This window comes from Sporosarcina sp. P25, from assembly GCF_002743235.1.
GTDB lineage: Bacteria > Bacillota > Bacilli > Bacillales_A > Planococcaceae > Sporosarcina > Sporosarcina ureae_B.
Genome location: NZ_PDYV01000002.1, coordinates 56,436 through 75,963 on the forward strand (window position 1 = coordinate 56,436; position 19,528 = coordinate 75,963).

General features: G+C 41.4%; 18 protein-coding genes. 12 read left to right on the forward strand and 6 right to left on the reverse strand.

Features of this window, described 5'->3' with window-relative positions:
• The first annotated feature begins 34 nt into the window (after nucleotides 1-34).
• Together CSV70_RS02040 and CSV70_RS02045 are read left to right on the forward strand one after the other, a co-directional pair.
• Entirely contained in the window at nucleotides 35-655 is a 621-nt protein-coding gene (locus CSV70_RS02040; RefSeq protein ID WP_085132223.1) for an NUDIX hydrolase, read from the forward strand.
• 19 nt (nucleotides 656-674) lie between these two features.
• Nucleotides 675-1,424, forward strand: coding sequence for an alpha/beta hydrolase (locus CSV70_RS02045; RefSeq protein WP_099661114.1), 750 nt, complete (start codon nucleotides 675-677; stop codon nucleotides 1,422-1,424).
• Nucleotides 1,425-1,515: 91 nt separating this feature from the next.
• Here the strand turns inward: CSV70_RS02045 and CSV70_RS02050 are convergent, their stop codons facing one another.
• Nucleotides 1,516-1,938: an organic hydroperoxide resistance protein gene (locus CSV70_RS02050; protein ID WP_085132221.1), complete on the reverse strand. Its 423-nt coding sequence runs from the start codon at nucleotides 1,936-1,938 to the stop codon at nucleotides 1,516-1,518.
• A 162-nt stretch (nucleotides 1,939-2,100) separates the two neighbouring features.
• Between CSV70_RS02050 and CSV70_RS02055 the strand changes: the two genes are divergently transcribed.
• Both CSV70_RS02055 and CSV70_RS02060 read left to right on the forward strand, forming a co-directional pair.
• Nucleotides 2,101-3,294, forward strand: a complete 1,194-nt coding sequence (locus CSV70_RS02055; protein ID WP_099661113.1) for a DUF4317 domain-containing protein — start codon at nucleotides 2,101-2,103, stop codon at nucleotides 3,292-3,294.
• Between the two features lie 247 nt (nucleotides 3,295-3,541).
• A complete protein-coding gene (locus CSV70_RS02060) occupies nucleotides 3,542-5,053 on the forward strand; it encodes a malate:quinone oxidoreductase (RefSeq protein WP_099628441.1) in 1,512 nt (503 codons plus the stop codon).
• Nucleotides 5,054-5,118: 65 nt separating this feature from the next.
• Here CSV70_RS02060 and CSV70_RS02065 read toward each other — a convergent pair whose 3' ends face one another.
• From CSV70_RS02065 to CSV70_RS02080, 4 genes are all read right to left on the reverse strand, one after another.
• Complete coding sequence (locus CSV70_RS02065) at nucleotides 5,119-6,336, reverse strand: NAD(P)/FAD-dependent oxidoreductase (RefSeq protein ID WP_099628442.1); 1,218 nt, start codon at nucleotides 6,334-6,336, stop codon at nucleotides 5,119-5,121.
• Nucleotides 6,326-6,667: a (2Fe-2S)-binding protein gene (locus CSV70_RS02070; protein WP_099628443.1), complete on the reverse strand. Its 342-nt coding sequence runs from the start codon at nucleotides 6,665-6,667 to the stop codon at nucleotides 6,326-6,328. Before CSV70_RS02070 ends, CSV70_RS02065 begins: the two co-directional genes overlap by 11 nt.
• Nucleotides 6,664-6,933, reverse strand: a complete 270-nt coding sequence (locus CSV70_RS02075) for a (2Fe-2S)-binding protein (RefSeq protein WP_085132216.1) — start codon at nucleotides 6,931-6,933, stop codon at nucleotides 6,664-6,666. The genes CSV70_RS02070 and CSV70_RS02075 overlap by 4 nt, the downstream gene beginning before the upstream one ends.
• A gap of 66 nt (nucleotides 6,934-6,999) precedes the next feature.
• Nucleotides 7,000-8,721: a sigma-54 interaction domain-containing protein gene (locus CSV70_RS02080; protein ID WP_099628444.1), complete on the reverse strand. Its 1,722-nt coding sequence runs from the start codon at nucleotides 8,719-8,721 to the stop codon at nucleotides 7,000-7,002.
• Nucleotides 8,722-9,018: 297 nt separating this feature from the next.
• On the opposite strand from CSV70_RS02080, the gene CSV70_RS02085 reads away from it, so the two are divergent.
• From CSV70_RS02085 to CSV70_RS02110, 6 genes are read left to right on the forward strand one after another with little or no spacing between them, the layout of a single operon-like run.
• A complete protein-coding gene (locus CSV70_RS02085) occupies nucleotides 9,019-10,152 on the forward strand; it encodes an NAD(P)/FAD-dependent oxidoreductase (RefSeq protein ID WP_369802570.1) in 1,134 nt (377 codons plus the stop codon).
• Nucleotides 10,152-11,171, forward strand: coding sequence for a proline racemase family protein (locus CSV70_RS02090; RefSeq protein ID WP_099628445.1), 1,020 nt, complete (start codon nucleotides 10,152-10,154; stop codon nucleotides 11,169-11,171). Before CSV70_RS02085 ends, CSV70_RS02090 begins: the two co-directional genes overlap by 1 nt.
• A gap of 15 nt (nucleotides 11,172-11,186) precedes the next feature.
• Nucleotides 11,187-12,092 (forward strand): proline racemase family protein, encoded by a 906-nt coding sequence (locus tag CSV70_RS02095; protein ID WP_099628446.1) that lies wholly within the window; start codon nucleotides 11,187-11,189, stop codon nucleotides 12,090-12,092.
• A 35-nt stretch (nucleotides 12,093-12,127) separates the two neighbouring features.
• Nucleotides 12,128-13,573, forward strand: a complete 1,446-nt coding sequence (nhaC, locus tag CSV70_RS02100; protein ID WP_085132212.1) for a Na+/H+ antiporter NhaC — start codon at nucleotides 12,128-12,130, stop codon at nucleotides 13,571-13,573.
• A 23-nt stretch (nucleotides 13,574-13,596) separates the two neighbouring features.
• A complete protein-coding gene (gene dapA, locus CSV70_RS02105) occupies nucleotides 13,597-14,526 on the forward strand; it encodes a 4-hydroxy-tetrahydrodipicolinate synthase (RefSeq protein ID WP_099628447.1) in 930 nt (309 codons plus the stop codon).
• The gene (locus CSV70_RS02110) at nucleotides 14,507-15,997 is read left to right on the forward strand and encodes an aldehyde dehydrogenase family protein (protein ID WP_085132210.1); all 1,491 of its coding nucleotides are present in this window, start codon (nucleotides 14,507-14,509) and stop codon (nucleotides 15,995-15,997) included. The genes dapA and CSV70_RS02110 overlap by 20 nt, the downstream gene beginning before the upstream one ends.
• A gap of 185 nt (nucleotides 15,998-16,182) precedes the next feature.
• Here the strand turns inward: CSV70_RS02110 and CSV70_RS02115 are convergent, their stop codons facing one another.
• A complete protein-coding gene (locus tag CSV70_RS02115; RefSeq protein ID WP_085132209.1) occupies nucleotides 16,183-16,719 on the reverse strand; it encodes an ECF transporter S component in 537 nt (178 codons plus the stop codon).
• 175 nt (nucleotides 16,720-16,894) lie between these two features.
• Between CSV70_RS02115 and CSV70_RS02120 the strand changes: the two genes are divergently transcribed.
• On the forward strand, nucleotides 16,895-17,605 hold the full coding sequence (locus tag CSV70_RS02120; protein WP_099628448.1) for a polysaccharide deacetylase family protein: 711 nt from the start codon (nucleotides 16,895-16,897) through the stop codon (nucleotides 17,603-17,605).
• 391 nt (nucleotides 17,606-17,996) lie between these two features.
• On the forward strand, nucleotides 17,997-19,517 hold the full coding sequence (locus CSV70_RS02125; protein WP_085132207.1) for a phytoene desaturase family protein: 1,521 nt from the start codon (nucleotides 17,997-17,999) through the stop codon (nucleotides 19,515-19,517).
• The last annotated feature ends 11 nt before the right edge of the window (nucleotides 19,518-19,528 follow it).

Consider the following 19,528-nt stretch of genomic DNA (forward strand, 5'->3'; position numbering starts at 1 on the left):
TACGATAGGATAAAACGCTGAGGTGGGGGACTTCATGGACTTGGATCAACTACAAAATAAGTTGTATGAAAATAAATCTTTATTCATTGGAGAAGAAACCGCGTTCCGTTCCGCTGTAATCATTCCGTTAGTAGAAGCGGAAGGGGAATGGCATGTGCTATTTGAGGTGCGTGCCTTCACGATGAGGAAACAGCCGGGCGACATCAGTTTTCCTGGCGGCAAAATCGATATAACGGATGCATCCCCTATGGAAGCAGCTTTACGGGAGACACACGAAGAGCTCGGGATTGATCCGAAGACGGTACAGATGATAGAAGAGTTAAGCCCGTATATTGCGTCTCCTTCATTCGTCGTCTATCCGTTCGTAGCGGTAATTGATTATCATGAAATCATTCGAAGTTATAATAAAGAAGAGGTGGAAGAGGTATTTACTATTCCGCTCAAGTGGTTGATGGAACATGAACCGTATATGCATTTGGTATCGATTGAAGTAGCTCCGCCGGATAATTTCCCATTTGAGAAGATTATGAACGGAGATCAGTATAAATTTCGAAGCCATTCACTTGAGGAATGGTTTTACGAGTATGGTACTTATACAGTTTGGGGATTGACGGCTAGAGTGTTAAAACATTTCATCGATATTGTGAAGAAATAAACTGGAATGAGGATCAAGTATGAAAAAAAAGAGGACATGGAAATTCAAGTTATTTATCGGGCTAGGTATTTTCCTGTTAATGATTGCAGTTGGGTTCTTCCTGTTTACTAGTTCTTATTATAAAGCGCAGTCTTACGCGGAAGAAAATTTGCAGTCAGATTCAGATGTAACCGTGACAAATGGTAAAGACTTAGTGTTTGAGCCTACTTCAAATAAGAGAAACATAGGTTTTATTTTCTATCAAGGTGCAAAAGTAGAAGCCGAAGCATACGCACCGATGGCCAAGGAGATTGCTAAACAAGGCTATACTGTAATCATTCCTCACTTGCCGCTCAAGATGGCAATCTTCTCCCCTGATCGGGCAGATAAGGTGATCCGTAATCATCCTCAAATGGATACATGGTTAATAGGGGGTCATTCTTTAGGCGGTGTGACAGCATCGGATTATGCATCCCGTCATGAAAAGATTTCTGCGCTCGTGTTGCTGGCTTCTTATCCTGGAAGCCACACGGATTTGAGTGAAACGTCGGTGGATGTGTTGTCGATTCGGGCGAGTCATGATGAGGTGGCGGATGCGAAGGCTATTAAGGCGGCCAAGTCTAGTATGCCTAGTGATTCGAAGTTCATCGAAATAGAAGGTGGTAATCACGCAGGTTTTGGTGATTACGGTGAGCAGAAGGGTGACGGGGTAGCTACTATATCGAATAAAGAGCAGATTATGCAGACTTCTGCTGCGATTGTGAAATTAATGGAGGGAATGGAAAAATAGAAAGTATCTTCCGGTGAATTAAAAGGCTGTGCTAGATGTCGTGTATTCACGATTTCCAGCACAGCCTATCCTGTTATTTTTAGATGCAGAATTAAAGTACAGTAAGTGTCACTTCAATATTACCCCTAGTTGCTTTGGAATATGGGCAGACGTGGTGTGCTTTTTCCACTAGCTCTTCAAGCTTTGTCTTTTCAATGTCTCTACCGGTTACTTGTAATTCAACTTCTAGTTTGAAACCACCGTCTGTTTCATCTTTGCACAAGCTGACGTTTGCAGTGACTTCTGATGAAAACTTAACGCGTTCTTTGCTTGCTACAAGTTGAAGTGCGCTATCGAAACAAGCTGCGTAACCTGCAGCAAATAATTGTTCAGGGTTGGTTGAGTTCTCTAATTCTTTTGCTCTTTTTGTTCCCGGCATTGCCGTATCGAATTCTACTACTTTATCGGAGGATACTACATGGCCTTCTCTTCCTCCGTTAGCGGTTGCTGTGGATGTAAATAGTTTTTCTGACATGAAATCACTACCCCTTGTCTGATTTTTTAGTCTCACTTCATTGTGTACCCGAATAGTGGATAAGTATGTGTGAAAATTTTATTTTTTTATGCACGTGTATAGAAGCGTCATCCGACGTAGTGATTAAATTTATTTAAATCAGTTAGGAAGTGGGAACACGAAATGAATAAAAGTGATATTGCAGATATTCGTAAACGATTTAAATTAGATACTGATCTTTTGACGATCACTGATATTTACCATGTCTATATTAGGCAGGAAAGCAATGAGATTTACCATGAAGAAAGTCAGGCTTTTGCTTTGCTTGACCGTGAGCAACAGGAACTGTTTATGACCAATTTCAAAAAAGTGCTTGGTGGTAAACTAGGTATGAAGTTATTTGAAGTGAAGTTCGAACGTCAAGATGAAGAGACTAACGATCATCACGCACAAAAACTATTGTATGAAGGATTGCAAGCGGAAGAAGCCGATGAATGGAAAGAGGAAATGCAACATCTAGCACTGAAGATGGTGCAAGATGTCCAATATGAAAAAGATCTCGTCGTGACATTTATTCGTGGAAACTACTTTAAGAAGACTAAGCGTAACAGTGAGGAAACTGAAATTGATATGCGCGATGAAGTGTTTACCACACCGTTTATTTTGTGCAGTATGAATCATACAGACTTGCCGAAGCGCTCCATTATATTTGATTTCCAAGAGCGTGAATTCAAATCGAATACGATGCTCGATCCCATCATTAATCTTGCGTCACCAATAGGCGGCTTTTTATTCCCTTGCTTCACGGACAATTCAGCTGATGTCAATCATGTACTATATTCGGCGGGTAAAGCGAATAAACCCGATTATGCGTTCATAGAGAATGTCCTGAATGGTGAAGAAGTGGTGACCGCTGCCGACGATAAGGCCGTTTTCGAGGAGATTGTCAAACAAGTAGTCGGCGGTGAAGTAGATACGGAAACACTAGGAAATGTATATGAAGCAATCTACCGATTAACTGTAGTGGATGAAGAAGAGGAAGAACCGGAAGAGCCACCAGCAATCGATGCGAAGCAAGTAGAGCGTGTGTTGAAAATGAGCGGTGTTGACTACGTTAATACAGAAGCAGTAGAAACAGCTTTCCAGACCGTAGTGGATGATACCTCTTATGAAATGAAAGCAACACACATCGTACCAAGTTATACGTCGAAATCGATTAAGATCGAAACCAAAGTAGCAAACATTTCAATTAGTCCACAAGACCTGAAATATGTCAAACAAGTTAACTATGATGGCAAGCAATGTATTTTGATTGAAGTAGAAGAGGACACAATCATTGAAGGGTTCAAAGTGATCTCAGAAGACTTATTGACGTGAAAACAACCATGAATTCACTGGAATCCATAAAGTGGTTCAAAATTCCGACATATTACCGGCTTTATCCTGATAAATAAACAAGTCCCTTTAAACCTAATTATATTTGATGTATAATAGAAAAGATGGTAGTAGATGTATGGTTAAACTGAGACAGAATAAAGTGCTCCTAGTACGCGCCATGTATGCTGTGACGCCTTATTTAGGAACATTTACGTTTCTGTAAATTTCACATATAAGGAAGGTCAAAATGAGTAATAGACAAACTAAATCAGATGTTATATTAATTGGCGCCGGAATTATGAGTGCGACGCTAGGAACAATGCTTAAAGAATTAGCGCCTGACTGGAATATCTCGTTATTCGAGAAATTAGATAAAGCGGGTGAAGAGAGCTCGCATGAGATGAATAATGCGGGAACAGGACACGCAGCTTTATGTGAACTGAACTATACTTCCGAAAAGCCGGATGGGACTGTAGATATCACAAAAGCGGTTAAAGTAAATGAACAGTTCCAATTATCTATGCAGTTTTGGTCGCATCTAGTAGAAAAAAAGTTGATTAAAGACCCTGAGCAATTTATTATGCCACTGCCACACATGAGTCTTGTACAAGGTGAAGACAATGTGACGTATTTGAAGAAACGCTTTGAAGCTATGACAGCAAATCCACTATTCCAAGGAATGGAGTTTTCCGATGATCCGGAAAAACTAAAAGAATGGATTCCGTTGATCATGCAAGACCGTACTGTTGATGAAGCGATTGCTGCAACAAAAATCGACACAGGTACAGACGTAAACTTCGGTGCATTGACGCGTATGTTAATTGAGCATATGCAAAAAGTGGACGTTGAAGTGAACTACGGTCATCAAGTAGAAGATATCAAACGTACAAGTGATGGCGAATGGGAATTAAAAATAAAGAATAATAAAGATGGTAAGCTTGAATTCCATAAAACTAAATTTGTTTTCATTGGTGGCGGAGGCGGAAGTCTTCCATTGCTACAGAAAACAGGTATTCCTGAAAGTAAACATATCGGTGGATTCCCAATCAGTGGTGTCTTCATGGTCTGTAAAAATCCAGATGTAATTGCAAAACATCACGCAAAAGTATACGGAAAAGCAAAAGTCGGTGCACCGCCAATGTCCGTTCCGCACTTGGATACTCGCTATATTGATGGTGAGAAGTCCTTGCTATTCGGTCCTTTCGCAGGATTCACACCGAAGTTCTTGAAAGAAGGATCCATGATGGACCTTATTGGTTCTGTGAAACCCAATAACTTAACGACTATGCTAGCATGTGGTGCAAAGAATATGTCATTGACTAAGTATTTGGTAGAACAAGTGGTACAAACAAAAGAACAACGTATCAATGAACTGCGTGAATTTATTCCGGATGCGAAGAGTGAAGACTGGGATTTATGGACTGCAGGCCAACGTGTGCAAGTTATCAAGGATACTCCAGATAGCAAAGGTACACTTCAATTTGGTACAGAACTTGTAACGGATAAGGACGGTTCCATTGCAGCATTGCTTGGAGCTTCGCCTGGAGCATCCACTGCAGTAGCAGTTATGTTGGATCTGATTAACAAGTGCTTCCCGGGACAAGTAAGTGATTGGGAGCCAAAATTGAAAGAAATGATTCCTTCATATGGTAAAGCATTAGCAGAACATCCTGAGTTATTGAAGGACATGCATGCTTCTACTTCTAAGATATTGAAGCTAACAGAAAATGAGCTCGAAAAAGAAACAGTTCATAGCTAATAGTGTAGATGTTGAATAGCTCTACTGCGATGTACTTCGCAGTAGAGCTTTTTCGTTTGGAAAAATTATGTTGTCACCGCTGCATGGTATTCATCCCAATACTTCTGAAGCTTATTCTTACCATGACCGATTTCAGGATGAAATTGAATATAGGCATTCTCTCTCGTATGCTCAGTATCCTGTATCGAGGAAATTAAGTCATTTTCCAGTGTGCCATTCTCCAAGTTGTTGACAATAGAGAGACCCGCAGTTTGCCCTTGACTCATGGCAACTTTAGCTCCTTCAATACCCGTGATGTTCCCCGCAACATAAAGCCCGGGAAGGGTGGATTCCATGCGTTCGTTATGCAATGGGACATATCCACCAAGTTCTTCTATGTGATAGAAAGGACATCCAGCGACAGCTGCTAATTCCGCTAGAGGATACAAACCACCGGCTATACATACGAAATCCGCTCCAATAACCTCTTCAGTGCCAGGAATCACTTCACCGGCTGCATTGATCGTAGAGACTTTCACACCTTCGACTTGTTCATCGCCAATGATTTCAGTAACTGCTTTTCGTAACATAATCGGTATATCCCACATTTTCACGCCATTTTTAGGAAAGAATGTAATACCAAGTTGTTTGAAAAAGTCATTTTTCATCAGTTTACTTCCCATTTTAATAAATGCAGAAGGAGCCATATGTGAAACATGCAGAAGTGAGTTCATAACTTCTAGTGGCTGTCCGAACTTTTCATTTACGGTATTGGAAACGGGCAATGTAATACAAGCGATATCAATATCTGCCATTTTCAGTTCCATTGCAATTGCAGATGATAAGACATTCACACCGATAATGACGCCACGATCTCCGGGTTTTACGCGATGCACGTTGGTCATAACTTGTGCAGCTCCGACTGACATGACTCCCGGAAGCGTCCAACCTTTAATGGGAAGAGGACTTTCCGCGGCCCCTGTCGCCAGCAATAAATGAGTAGTTTCATAAATGTCTACATCTGTATGGACGCTCCAAATTCCGTCCTGCAACTCGATGTTAGAGACGGGTGTGTGTAGCTTAATATCGACACCCAGTTCCTTAGCCTGTTGATGTAGTTTGTTGGATTCTACGATACCGTTCCACCAGTTACCATTAGGCTCTTCGTATAGCTGACCGAGTAAGCGTCCACCAGGTTTCATATATTCGTCGATAACTAGTACACTGTGACCGCGTGATGCAATCGTGATGGCCGCAGTTAATCCGGCTGGTCCCGCACCAATAATGATGGTTTTATTTTCCATGATTGGTCCTCCAATCACGTACGTCTGTCAGTAATTTACCACCGCTTACGACCCGCATTCCTTGTTTGATCGGTGTTAGACATGCTCGTTCACCTTGTACACCGTCTACGGTTACTCGGCATTCAAAGCAGTGACCAATATTGCAGTAAATGCCTCTAGGAGAACCGCTTTCTTCGTGATGGCGCAACGTTCTAATACCGTTAGCCAGCAGGGCAGCGGCAATTGATTCGTCATGAAGCGCTTGGTATTCTACATCGTCGAATGTAAATGTGATGCTTTGTGATTCGTCTAGTGTTCCGAGTACTGGGTGGTTTACAATTCGCTGACTCATTCGAAAACCTCCCCTAATTTGCTGAAACTTACGGGTCTGATTGGAGGTTGATATTTTAATGTGATTTGTGATTCATCCCGTTCTGTACTTTCAAGCGCTATGCTGTCTACGGCGTTGCGGCAAGTTCTTCCTCCGCAATAGCCCATACCTGCACGCGTACGTAATTTAAGTTCTCTCGGTGTGCATTGAAATCTTTTGGCTGTTTCTTTTAAATCGGAGTAAGTAACTTCTTCGCATCTGCAAATAATTATATCTTTTTCGGACATGTATGTTCACTCCTTGCTAGTTTACTGCTTAACTAATATGCAAGAATCATGCCAATGAAAGAAGTTTTAGAAAGGTATGTCTAATTTGTGCATTTTATTGTACAAAGTGGCACGGGTGATTTCTAGGTTTTTTGCACACTGTAATTTATTTCCGTTTGCCTTTTCCAACTCCTGTACAATCAACTTGCGTTCAAAGTTCTGCATCTGTTCTATGAGTGGCGCACTTTCTGTTTGAACAGGTTTCGTCATATTGGTCACAGCCAGTGAGTTGGTATTTTCAATGACTTCAGGGGGGAGGTCTTGAACATTGACGAGACCTTTATCAGAGAATACGACTAGGCGTTCAATAGCGTTACGGAGTTCCCGAATATTCCCCGGCCAGTTATGTTGGAGAAGCGCTTGCATAACTACTTGCGAAATACTATTGATCTGCCGGTTGTACTTAATGGAGAATTCATAAAGGAAGTAATGGGTCAACTCTATGATATCCTCCGCCCGTTCGCGCAGTGCAGGGATTTTCACGTTGACAACATTCAGGCGATAATACAAGTCTTCCCTAAAAGAACCTTCGCTTACAAGCTCCCTTAAATCGCGGTTGGTGGCGGCGACAATGCGAAAGTCAGCCTCAATCTCTTTTGTACCACCCACTGAATAGTATCTACGCTCTTGGAGGACCCGGAGGAATTTCACTTGCATATCGAGTGGCATTTCTCCTACTTCATCTAATAGAAGAGTACCACCTCTGGCTAATTCAATCTTTCCCTTTTTCCCGCGCTGGTCAGCGCCTGAAAAAGCTCCCTTTTCATAACCGAATATTTCACTTTCAAATAGGCTCTCAGGTATTGCTCCACAGTTTATGGCGACGAATGGTGCGTTCTGCGACTCTCTTAAATTATGTATCGCTTTAGCGAACAGTTCCTTTCCTACACCGCTCTCTCCGTACAGCAAAATGCTGGCATCCGTAGTAGCCGCCTTTTTAGTCATGTTGATTGTCTGCTTGAGTTTATCGCTGTTTCCTTTTATATAATCGAAAGGATTATGGCTAGATGCACTTTTCCGTACCTCTTCTTCAAGCAAGAACAGTTTCTCGGAAGTCGCGTACAACTCATCATTCATTCGGATCTGGCTTGTTATATCGGTTTCTGATACGACGGCGCCAATTATACGATCCCTGTGATAAATAGGGTTGGAGTTGATTAGCACTACGAGATCCTTGCGTGCATGATGTTGCGAATGACGCACTGAGGATCCATTTTGTAACGTGTGTAGTATCTCCAAGTGCTTCGTATCAAAAAAGTCTGTAATGGGTTTACCTATTACGTCTTTTTCTTTGAGAGAGAATAAAGACTCCGCTCCTTTGGTCCAGTACAATACATTGGCATCTTGATCAATCACGGTGCAAGATTCGTCGATTGTATAAAGGACGGTCTGCAAATACGCCAATGTCTTTTCGTGTTGTTCTATCAACTTATCAATGAATTGTTCAGCTTTTATATAACCTGTAATTTCACCTTGCGCGTCACGACATAATAAGAATTCAACATGGGAAAACTTCTTGGATACTTCACTGATTGGAATACCTAAAGATAGGATCGGTGAATTTTCGTAACGGAGTTGATTTTTGTGCAAGCGTACATGTAGGTAGTATTGTGCTTGTTTAATAAACAGCTGTGTAGATGGAGAGTTTGTCATATATTGTTTAATCATTTCCTCGCTTGTGTTTCCGTTCACAATGAGAAAGTCTTTTTTCATAATATCTGTAATGAAATCGTGAATGTATTTCAACATTTTGGTCACTCCAATGTCAGTATTTTATACAGTGTATATAATACTTTACACTTATTGCCTGAAAATTCAATAGTTGCAGTAAACGACCTTCCAAAAATAAATTGGTAGTAGAAGATTCCGCAAATAGAAAGCGCTACCATACATTAGGGTTTTTATGGTTAATAAACTGTCACATAAATGTTGGATTGTAAAGTTGGCATGGTTCTTGCATTATATAAAAGTGAATAGGCAATCGAGAGGAGGAGTCCTGTGAAAGGAATACAACATAGCGATATCGTTGTAATTGGTGGGGGAATTATGGGAGCCGCCATTGCGTACTACGGTTCTAAAGCAGGCTTGGAGATTACAGTGCTTGAAAAGAACGAACTAGCGAGTGGCACTTCCTCAAAATGTGATGGAAATATACTGGCGATTGATAAAGATCCCGGTTTCGACAGTCAAATGTCTTTGAAAAGTCAGGAATTGGTTCATCAATTAGATAAAGATTTGGAGCTTTCATTTGAATATCGCAATCCAGGTAGTATTTTAGTTTGTGAGAATGATGCAGAGATGGAAGCTGCAAATCAATGGGTGTCAAAGCAAGTAGAAGCGGGCTTAAGCTTCAAGATGCTAGATCGTCAAGACTTACGAAATGAATCAAAATATTTTGCAGATGATTTATACGGTGGATTGGAATGCAAGACGGATTCCACTGTTAATCCCTATATGATGACATTTTCCATGTTCCACAGTGCTGAAAAGCAAGGAGCGATCATTCATAAAAACACGGAAGTAACGAATATGTCACGGAATGTTTCAGGTGAGTTCTTACTAGAGACGACAAACGGACAATTCACTGCCAAGCGTGTAGTGAATGCAGCAGGTGTTTGGGCACCGTTAATTGGACAAATGCTAGATCTGGATATCCCAATTGTACCTAGGAAAGGTCAATTAATTGTCGCATCGAGACAACAGCCTGTGGGATTACGGAAAGTTATGGAGTTCGGTTACTTAATCTCGAAGTTCGGCGGTGAACGTTCAGTGGATCCGCTGACGGAAAAGTATGGTGTAGCGCTTGTCTTTGAACCGACGGAAGCGCAGAACTTTTTGATTGGCAGCAGTCGTGAATTTGTCGGCTTCAATACAAAAGTAGACTATAAAGTGATTCGTCAAATCGCCAAACGTGCATTGCGCTTTTATCCTCAGATGGCCGATATGACTGTCATTCGTACGTATGCAGGCTTACGGCCATGGACAGAAGACCATTTGCCGATTATCTCAAGAGTCGAACATATCCCTGGCTATTATATTGCGGCGGGTCATGAAGGTGATGGAATTAGCCTAGCGGCGGTTACAGGAAAGTTAATAGAAGAAATGCTGAACGATAAGGAAACGTGCATACCGATTGAACCGTTAAGTCTCGTTCGTTTTCGACAGGGGGTTGTGCATTGATGAAGTACCAACGAGTGTTTACGACGTTAGATACGCACACCGGAGGCAATCCAACCCGTACGCTGATTAGTGGTATGCCTACTTTGCAGGGCAATACGATGTCGGAAAAAATGCTATACATGCAGAAAGAGTATGACTGGATACGAATGTTCCTCATGAATGAACCGCGTGGACATGGTGTTATGTCAGGTGCAATTATGACGGACCCCTGTCATCCCGATGCAGATGTGGGTGTCATTTATATTGAAACGGGGGGCTACTTGCCGATGTGTGGTCATGACACGATTGGTTTTTGCACCGCGTTGATTGAAACCGGCATGATAGAAGTGAAAGAGCCCTATACCATGATCAAAGTAGATACACCGGCGGGTTTAGTGGATGTTACCGTAAAAGTAGAAAAAGGCGTGGCGAAGGAAGTTACGTTTGTCAATGTTCCTTCTTTCTTATTGAAAACAGTGGAGTTGGACGTAGAGGATGTGGGTCATGTCATTTGCGAAATCGCTTACGGCGGTAACTTCTATGGCATTATTGACGCCCGTACGCTAGATCTTCAGCTGAATGAAGAAAATGGGGCATCACTTATCAGTAAAGGAATTAAGATTCGCAACGCAATCAATGCAACACAGGAAATTATTCATCCGGAGTTTCCTTTCATTAATGGGTTGACACATATCGAATTTTATACTGATCCTACTCATCCAGAAGCGGATTTAAAAAATACGGTCATTGTACCTCCTGGCGGCATCGACCGTTCACCGTGTGGTACAGGAACTTCTGCTAAACTCGCGACATTGCATAGTAAAAATGAGTTGAAAGTAGATGAACGTTTTGTTTATGAAAGTATTGTCGGGACATTATTTACAGCGCGCATTCTAGAAGAAATAACAGTAGGCGGTGTTGCTGGAGTCATTCCTGAGGTAACCGGTTCTGCATGGATCATGGGAATGCACCGCTTTTACTACAACGAAAAAGATCCTCTGCGGGAAGGGTACCTTCTCATTCCGCCAATGGATCATTGAAGGTGGGAAAACTGAATGATTCTACAAAAGATGTTCCGTACGATGGATACACAAGTATTTGGAGAGGCGTACCGTATTATAGTGCATTCACCTTTTTACTTTGAAGGCCTGGATATACAAAGTAATCAAAAGAGGTTAGAAAGTCACTTTGAAGCCGAAAAGAATTTACTATTGAACGAACCCCGCGGACACCGTGGAATGAACGGTTGTATTGTAGGTCCTTCAGCCGCAGCGGATTTTCAGTTATTGTTTCTTCATCATCAGCAAGCGATCGACTTTAAATACGAAGCACTTCTTGCCACTACTGGGGGATTGCTTGAAATAGGGCATTTGCAACAGAAGAACGATGGGCAATATACGGTGGAAACCGTTCACGGTATATGGCATGTAAAAGTGTCGGTAGAGCAACAGGAAGTAACCGCTGTCAAGATGGAAGTAGCAGAAGGAAAAATGCTGGAGAGTGATTTAGAGGCTTCTTATGTGGAGCTACCAAGTGGTCACAGGTTCTATGTGTATCCGTTGCCTACTATTATTGAATCTCTTCAATTGGGACAGCTATCAGAGATTATGGAGTGGGGAGCAGTAAAGGTAAAAGAGCTGAAGTCACAACGGAAAGCTTTTGACGGCATTATCTTACAGGAGCAACTTGCAGATCATGAGTATCGATCGGTTACATTTGAACAGGACGGCTATATTTTACGCTCGCCAGGCATAGAAAGTACCATCGCTTTGGCGGTGAAAGAGCAGCGCACTATAAAATCATTGAGCAACCAGAGTATATTCGAAAGCAAGATTGAGGTTCAATCTGTGCCAGGCGATAGGGGAATATTCTCGGTGGAGGGCGTGCCTTACATAACAGGTTCGCATGAATTCATTCTTGACCCTGAAGATCCATTACCAAAAGGATTTATCTTAGCTTAAAAGCCACGTCTAGTAAAACCACAGGGGGTTTTAAAATGGAGAAGAGATTACCCAGCTTGGCCGAAGTATTGTTTGTGCTGATCGGATTTGGAGCAATTATGGTGACATTTATTGTCGTATTCGGCATTTCCATTCATCTGGCTCTATTGACGACTTGGTTCCTAATTATAGGCTTAGGATTAAAGATTGGTTATAGCTATAAGCAAATGCAGGATGGTTTATTGAATGGTGTAAATGATGGTCTGGAAGCTGTCATCGTCCTGACTTCGGTCGGTGCGTTAATAGGTACCTGGATAGCGGGCGGTATTGTCCCCTCGATTATCTATTACGGATTATCAGTCATTAACCCAAGTATTTTCTTATTGGCGGCTTTCATTATTTGTACAGTAACCTCGATTGCTACAGGAACTTCATTTGGATCGGCAGGTACAGCTGGTATTGCCATGATGGCGATTGGTGCAAGTTTTGGATTCCCATTACCGCTCGTTGCAGGTGCTGTTATTTCGGGTTGTTATGTAGGGGATAAAATGTCACCGCTTTCTGACACAACGGTTATGACAGCCTCACTGTCAAAGGTTGATCTTATCGATCATATTAAGTCGATGTTTACCGTCGCACTGCCAGCGTGGATAATTTCAGCTGTCTTGTTCTTAATTGTAGGACTTTTCTACAAAGGGAACGGAGACCTATCAGCTGCCTTGAACACAATGGATTCTTTGGAAGAGTATTTCAATATTAGCTGGTTTATGTTGATTCCAGCAGGAGTTGTCATTTTATTATTGGTATTCAAAATGCCCTCAATTCCCGTTATTTTGTTCGGTGCATTTTTAGGAACAATCTGGGCATTTTTGTTCCAAGGCGCGACGTTCCTCGAGGCATTCAATATTATGTATGCGGGTAACACGATTGAATCAGGCGTACCGTTTATCGATAATTTATTAAATCGAGGCGGAATTGTGTTTATGCTAGACGTAATCGCATTGATCATTTTTGCTCTAGGTGTAGGCGGATTAATGGAACGAATTGGTGTATTGCGTGCAGTAGGGAATTACCTTGGCAAATGGGCAAACAATCCCGGTAAAGCAACGGTAACCACGATGTTAGCTGGACTTCTCGGTAACGCATTTGGTGGAGCTTATGTTTCATTGATTACGGCCACTAAAATTACTGGAGAAAATTATGATAAATTGAATATCGACCGCAGGGTGCTGTCAAGAAACTCCGAAGCCGGTGGAACAGTCACTACGGCTATGGTTCCCTGGTCGGATGGCGGCGTATTCATGGCCGCAGCACTCGGAGTATCCACGATGAGTTATTTACCATTCTTATGGTTTAACTTTTTAGTCATCATTATCTCGCTTATTTACGGGTTTACAGGCAAATTTATTTGGCGGACCCAGCCTGGCGAGCACACGCAAGAGCTTGAAAGCGAAGCTAGTAGCGTAAGTAATGTAAGTGAAATAGGAAATGTAACTAACTAAAACACTAATTGGAGGAATTTAAAATGACAGAAGTAAAAGGTATCTTTCCAGTATTGGTAACACCGATGTTAAATCAGAAAGAGATTGATTGGGACGGGTTCCGTAATAATATTGAGCATTTTATTGGAGAAGGCGTTAATGGAATTGCGATTAACGGAAGTACAGGAGAATTCGTAAGTTTAACAAAAGAAGAGCGTTTCAATGCAGTAGAAGTAGCAGTGGAACAAATCAATGGCCGCGTTCCGTTGATCGTGGGTACAGCGGCTGAAACAACAGCGGATGCAATTGAATACACACAGCAGGCAGAAAAAGCAGGTGCACACACAGCATTATTGATTAACTCTTATTATGCTCATCCAAAAGAGGATGAAATCTACGAACACTTCAAAGCGGTAGCTGAATCCGTTAAAATACCGGTTATGATTTACAACAACCCGTTCACATCTGGCGTAGACATCAGCACAGAAACGATTTTGCGTGTGGGTCGCGATGTAGAAAATATTACACATATCAAAGAGTCTAGCGGTGGAATCGGTAAAGCTCGCGATATTGCACGTCAAGGCGAAGGGTTCCTAAAAGTATTCTGTGGTTCAGAAGACTTGGCGATTGAATCATTCTTAGTTGGTGCAACAGGATGGATTTCCGTTTCAGGAAACATCGTACCGGGTCATGTGATGAAATTGTATAATGCCTTGCAGGATGGAAATATGGATGAAGCGTGGAAGTTATACGATGAATTATTGCCTCTATGTGAGTTCCTTGAAGGTTCGGGTAAATATGTACAAATCGCAAAACGCGCAATGGAGCTTAAAGGTTGTGCAGGAGGACCTTGCCGTCTGCCACGTCTGCCATTAAATGAAGAAGAAGATCAAAAACTTAAAGATTTGATGGATGGATTAGGCGTACTGAAAAAAGAATTGGAGGTAGTAACGAATGCTGAAAGTAAATTATGATCTAAAACCTAAAGTAAAGGAATTTTTACAACATACAAAAGGACTCTATATTAATGGAGAGTATGTAGAAGCGAAAAGCGGGAAAACTTTTGATGTAGTTGATCCTGCAACGGAAGAAGTCATCGCCAAAGTAAGTGAAGCACAGCCCGAAGATGTCGATACGGCGGTGGAAGCTGCTCGTAAAGCATTCGATGAAGGGGAATGGACAAAGATGGACGCGGCAACACGTTCTCATTTGATCTACAAGTTTGCAGATTTACTTGACGAGAATCGTGAAGAACTGGCACAGCTTGAAGCATTAGACAACGGCAAACCATACGAAGTGGCATTGGCTGACGACGTAGACGGTACTGTACAGCATTTCCGTTACTATGCAGGCTGGGCAACAAAGATTACTGGACAAACTGTTCAAGTATCTCCTGACTACCTTAACTATATCGTGCATGAGCCAGTTGGTGTGGTAGGGCAAGTAATTCCTTGGAATTTCCCTCTAGCAATGGCGGCATGGAAACTTGGATCTGCGCTCGCAGTAGGCTGTACAGTAGTTATCAAACCAGCAAGTGAAACACCATTATCGTTACTTTATGCAGCTCGCCTATTTAAAGAAGCCGGCTTCCCGGACGGCGTTGTTAACGTATTACCAGGTGCCGGAAGTGTAGCAGGTAATGCTTTAATCACACATGAAAAGGTAGACAAGGTAGCATTTACAGGATCTACTGCAGTAGGGAAACAAGTAATGAAGTCTGCTGCAGATCAGATGAAAGGCATCACACTTGAACTTGGTGGGAAATCACCTTCTATCGTATTGGAAGATGCAGATGTGGAAGAAGCTATCGAAGGTGTATTTGCAGGAACTATGTACAATCATGGACAAAACTGTAGTGCATGTACTCGCGCGTATATCCATCGCAGCTTGTATGATCAATTTGTTGAAGCGTTAGCTACTAAAGCGAAAGCGTTAAAAGTAGGACCAGGAATGGATCCATCTACGGAAATGGGCCCGCTCGTATCTGCTAAGCAACAGAAAACGGTATTGGAATATATCCAAAAAGGTAAAGAAGAAGGTGCACGTCTAGTAGCTGGAGGCGAAAAAGCGCATGAAAAAGGTTTCTTCGTACAACCCACCGTGTTTGCAGATGTGAAAGATGATATGACAATCGCTCGTGAAGAAATCTTTGGTCCTGTTTTATCACTATTCGTCTTTGATACAGTAGAAGAAGCAATTCAGCGTGCTAATGATAGTGAATATGGCTTGGCGGCAAGTGTGTGGACAGAAAATGTCAAAAAAGCACATTATATCGCAAGCAAGTTGCAGTCTGGTACTGTCTGGATAAATGACTTCGGCCTTGAGTGGGAGACTATGCCATTCGGTGGTTATAAGCAATCGGGTATTGGCCGCGAAATGGGCGGAGAATATGGTTTAGCGAATTACACGGAAGTGAAAAGTGTATTCGTGAATATGAAGCAGTAATATAAAGCGGCAAAAGAAATAACCTGTCTAGGATCACTCCAGACAGGTTATTTCTTTTGTCCTAAACCGCTATTTTCATATTTATACACGTTGGTAATATTTGACGATCATGACCTAATGAAGTGAACTTTGGGATTTAAAATGAACAGTAGCGTGTGAAATACTGCAGATCATGATTATATTATTTATTTGAATAGCGAAACCTTTTTTAACATAGCGCAGACGGGAACGGCAATGGCGATTCCTACTGCACATTGAACCAGGTCGCCTGGAATGGAAGCGAGCGGGATGATCAAACTGTTATACAGAATACTTTCTCCGATATAATAGCCTGCAATAGTGAATGGTATGGACGCTAGCATGGCGAGTAGATTGAACTTAAAGCTTGTTCCTTTACGACCGTTTGACCAAGCAATTTTACCTACGATATACCCTTGCAAGCCGCGTGTCAGGATAGTGATAGGTGCCCATAATGCCCATCCACTGACGAGGTCAAACAAGCCCATTCCGACAGCTCCTGCTATCATACCTTTCTTCGGTCCAAATAAAATGGAGACAATGAACAACATGGCGGTACCGAGATGGATTAATCCACCGTTTCCTAGAGGCAGCTTAATATTAAGTAAAAGCGTAGCGACGAACACGAGTGATGCAAGCATGGACGTCAATATTAGATCAAACGTCTTCGTTCGTTGTGCTGGATAGCTCTGTGTTTTTTGCATGATCTGAACCTTCCTCACGTATAAAAGTAGTAAATTTAGAATAAAGGCAATCTGATGCTTTAAAAAGAGTCAATTTATAATTAATTTAAGTGGTCAGATATAAATAAACACATGGAGATAGTTTTGAATTATGAACACATACACTCTATACTAAAGAAAAAGGAAGTGGACTAGTATGAAAAAACAGAATTTAGCCTGGATCGCAGGAGTAATTGCACTTCTTCCTTTCGCCTATGGCATGGGGGCAACTGCGTTGATCCTAAAAACTCGCTATCGTATCACGCAACAGTTAGATGAACGAAAAGGGATTGCATTAACGTTTGACGATGGTCCCCATCCTGTGTATACAATGCAACTGCTTGATTTACTCAAACGCTATCAAATCAAAGCAACATTTTTTGTATTAGGTCAGAACGTACGGCAGTATCCCAACGTTGTCGAACGTATGCATAAGGAAGGCCATCAAATCGGTATTCATCATGATCGTCACACATCTAGCTGGCTATTAACACCATCTCAACTATCACATGAAATTAAAGAAACTCACCGTGCCATCGTTAATGTTACGGGTGAATCGCCAATATTATACAGACCGCCATGGGGCCTTCTGAATGCTGCAACACTATTCGTCACCAAACCCTATCAAATTATACTTTGGTCACATGTCTTTCAAGACTGGAAAATAGAGAGTTGTAAATCAGGATTACTAAAAGGTTTGCGCAACACACCAGCTGAAGGCTCTATTGTACTATTGCATGACGACGGTACCAACCGAGGAGCAGATGACGAAGCACCAGCCTACATGTTGGACAGGCTATCTATATACTTGGAAGAGGCTGTGGCGGAAGGTGTGGAATTCGTACCCGTCAATGGTCTTAAACGGTAGCTGGGTAGTGATTTGTGCATGTTTAACTGAATATCCATTTTGTCTTTCATAAATGCAGTAGCTTTTGAAAGCAGAAAACATTTCACTACAATATCGATAAACACTAACTTTCTCCTAACTTTATATTCGTCTTACTGCGTAATCAAGCAAGTTCCTACAAGTCTATATCTATATAAATCCATTTATGATTATACAGAAATGCCTCTGATCTTTTATAAGATTAGAGGCATTTTCGCGTAATTTTTAAAACACACATTCTATCGCTTGTGTAAGTTTCAATAATAGTGTATAACCATTGTATAAGGTTATTTGTATAAAAACGCTATTATTCCATTTAATATGTATTCTTGTATAAGGTTTGTTTCGATATAGAAGTGAGGAGATGTTGAAAATGAAGAAAAAAGTACATGTAATTGGGGCAGGTGTAGCAGGATTAGCCAGTGCTATTCGACTTCAACACGCAGGTTATCAAGTAGAGCTTTTTGAAAAGGAATCCATGGCTGGAGGTAAGATGCACCGTATTGAACAAGACGGCTATCAATTTGATCTAGGGCCGACAATTGTTATGATGCCTGATCTGTATAAAGAAATATTTTACCTATGCGGAAAAGACCCGGACGACTATATTCCAATGGAACGGTTGGATCCTATGTACAGCGTATATTTTGGAGATAAACCGCAAGATCACTATGAAATTTCCGCGGAATTATCAAAATTAATAGAAGTCTTTGAAGGGATAAGTGAAGATGATGCAGCAGGATTCCTTGAATACCTACAGGTCATCTATAAACGCTTCCTTGTTGCGAAAGAGCATTTCTTGCAGAAACCATTCCGTAAACCATCAGATTTCTACAATTTATCCGTACTTAAACAAGGTTTAAAGCTGAAGACATTTGACACCGCAGATGAATTTATGAGCAAGTACATTAAAGATGAACGTCTGAAGCAGATGATCAGCTTCCAGACATTATATATTGGCGTTTCTCCGTATAGTGGTCCGTCATTATATACGATGATTCCAATGATCGAATTTCTCTACGGCGTATGGTTTATTAAAGGCGGAATGTATACGATGGCATCATCGCTCGAGCGCTTATTCTTAGAACTTGGAGGAAAAGTACATTACAACACGTCAGTTGAAGAGATTGTTATCGAAAACAGAGAAGCAAAAGGAATCCAAGTAGCTGGTGAATTTATTGAATCAGACTATGTAATGTGTAATGCCGACTTCCCTTACGCGATGAAAAACTTGGTAAAAGATGTTCCGTCTAAAGGGAAATACACAGATAAAAAAATTGATAATATGAAATACTCATGTTCATGTTTCTTGATGTACCTAGGAATGGATAAGAAATATGAAGAAGTAAAGACAGCTCACAACTTTATTTTCAATGAAAAGTTAAAAGAAAACTTGGATGATATTTTCACCGGAAAGAAATTAGAAGAAGCATCATTCTATGTTTATATTGGCTCTAAATTGGATCCGACTTTGGCACCGGAAGGTAAAGACGGTTTGTATATTCTGGTACCGGTTTCGGATCGTTCTTGTTCACAATACGACTGGGATAAAGAAACAATCCAGCACTATCGCCACTATGTCCTTGAAGCATTGAAGAAAGTAAAAGGTTTTGAAAACGTGGAAAATGAAATAGTATCGGAAAGTTTCATGACACCACAAGACTTTGAAGAACGTTTCAACGCACAAAATGGTGCAACATTCGGATTGCAACCAACACTTAGCCAAAGTAATCACTTACGTCCACAAAGCAAAGCGACACACTGTGAAAACCTATACTTTACTGGTAGTAGTACGCATCCAGGCGCAGGCGTACCGATTGTTCTCCTTTCGGCGCGAATTGCGACAGAGGAACTTATGCATGACGACAGAGGTATATTATTCCAAGCAACTTGAGAGGAGAATTC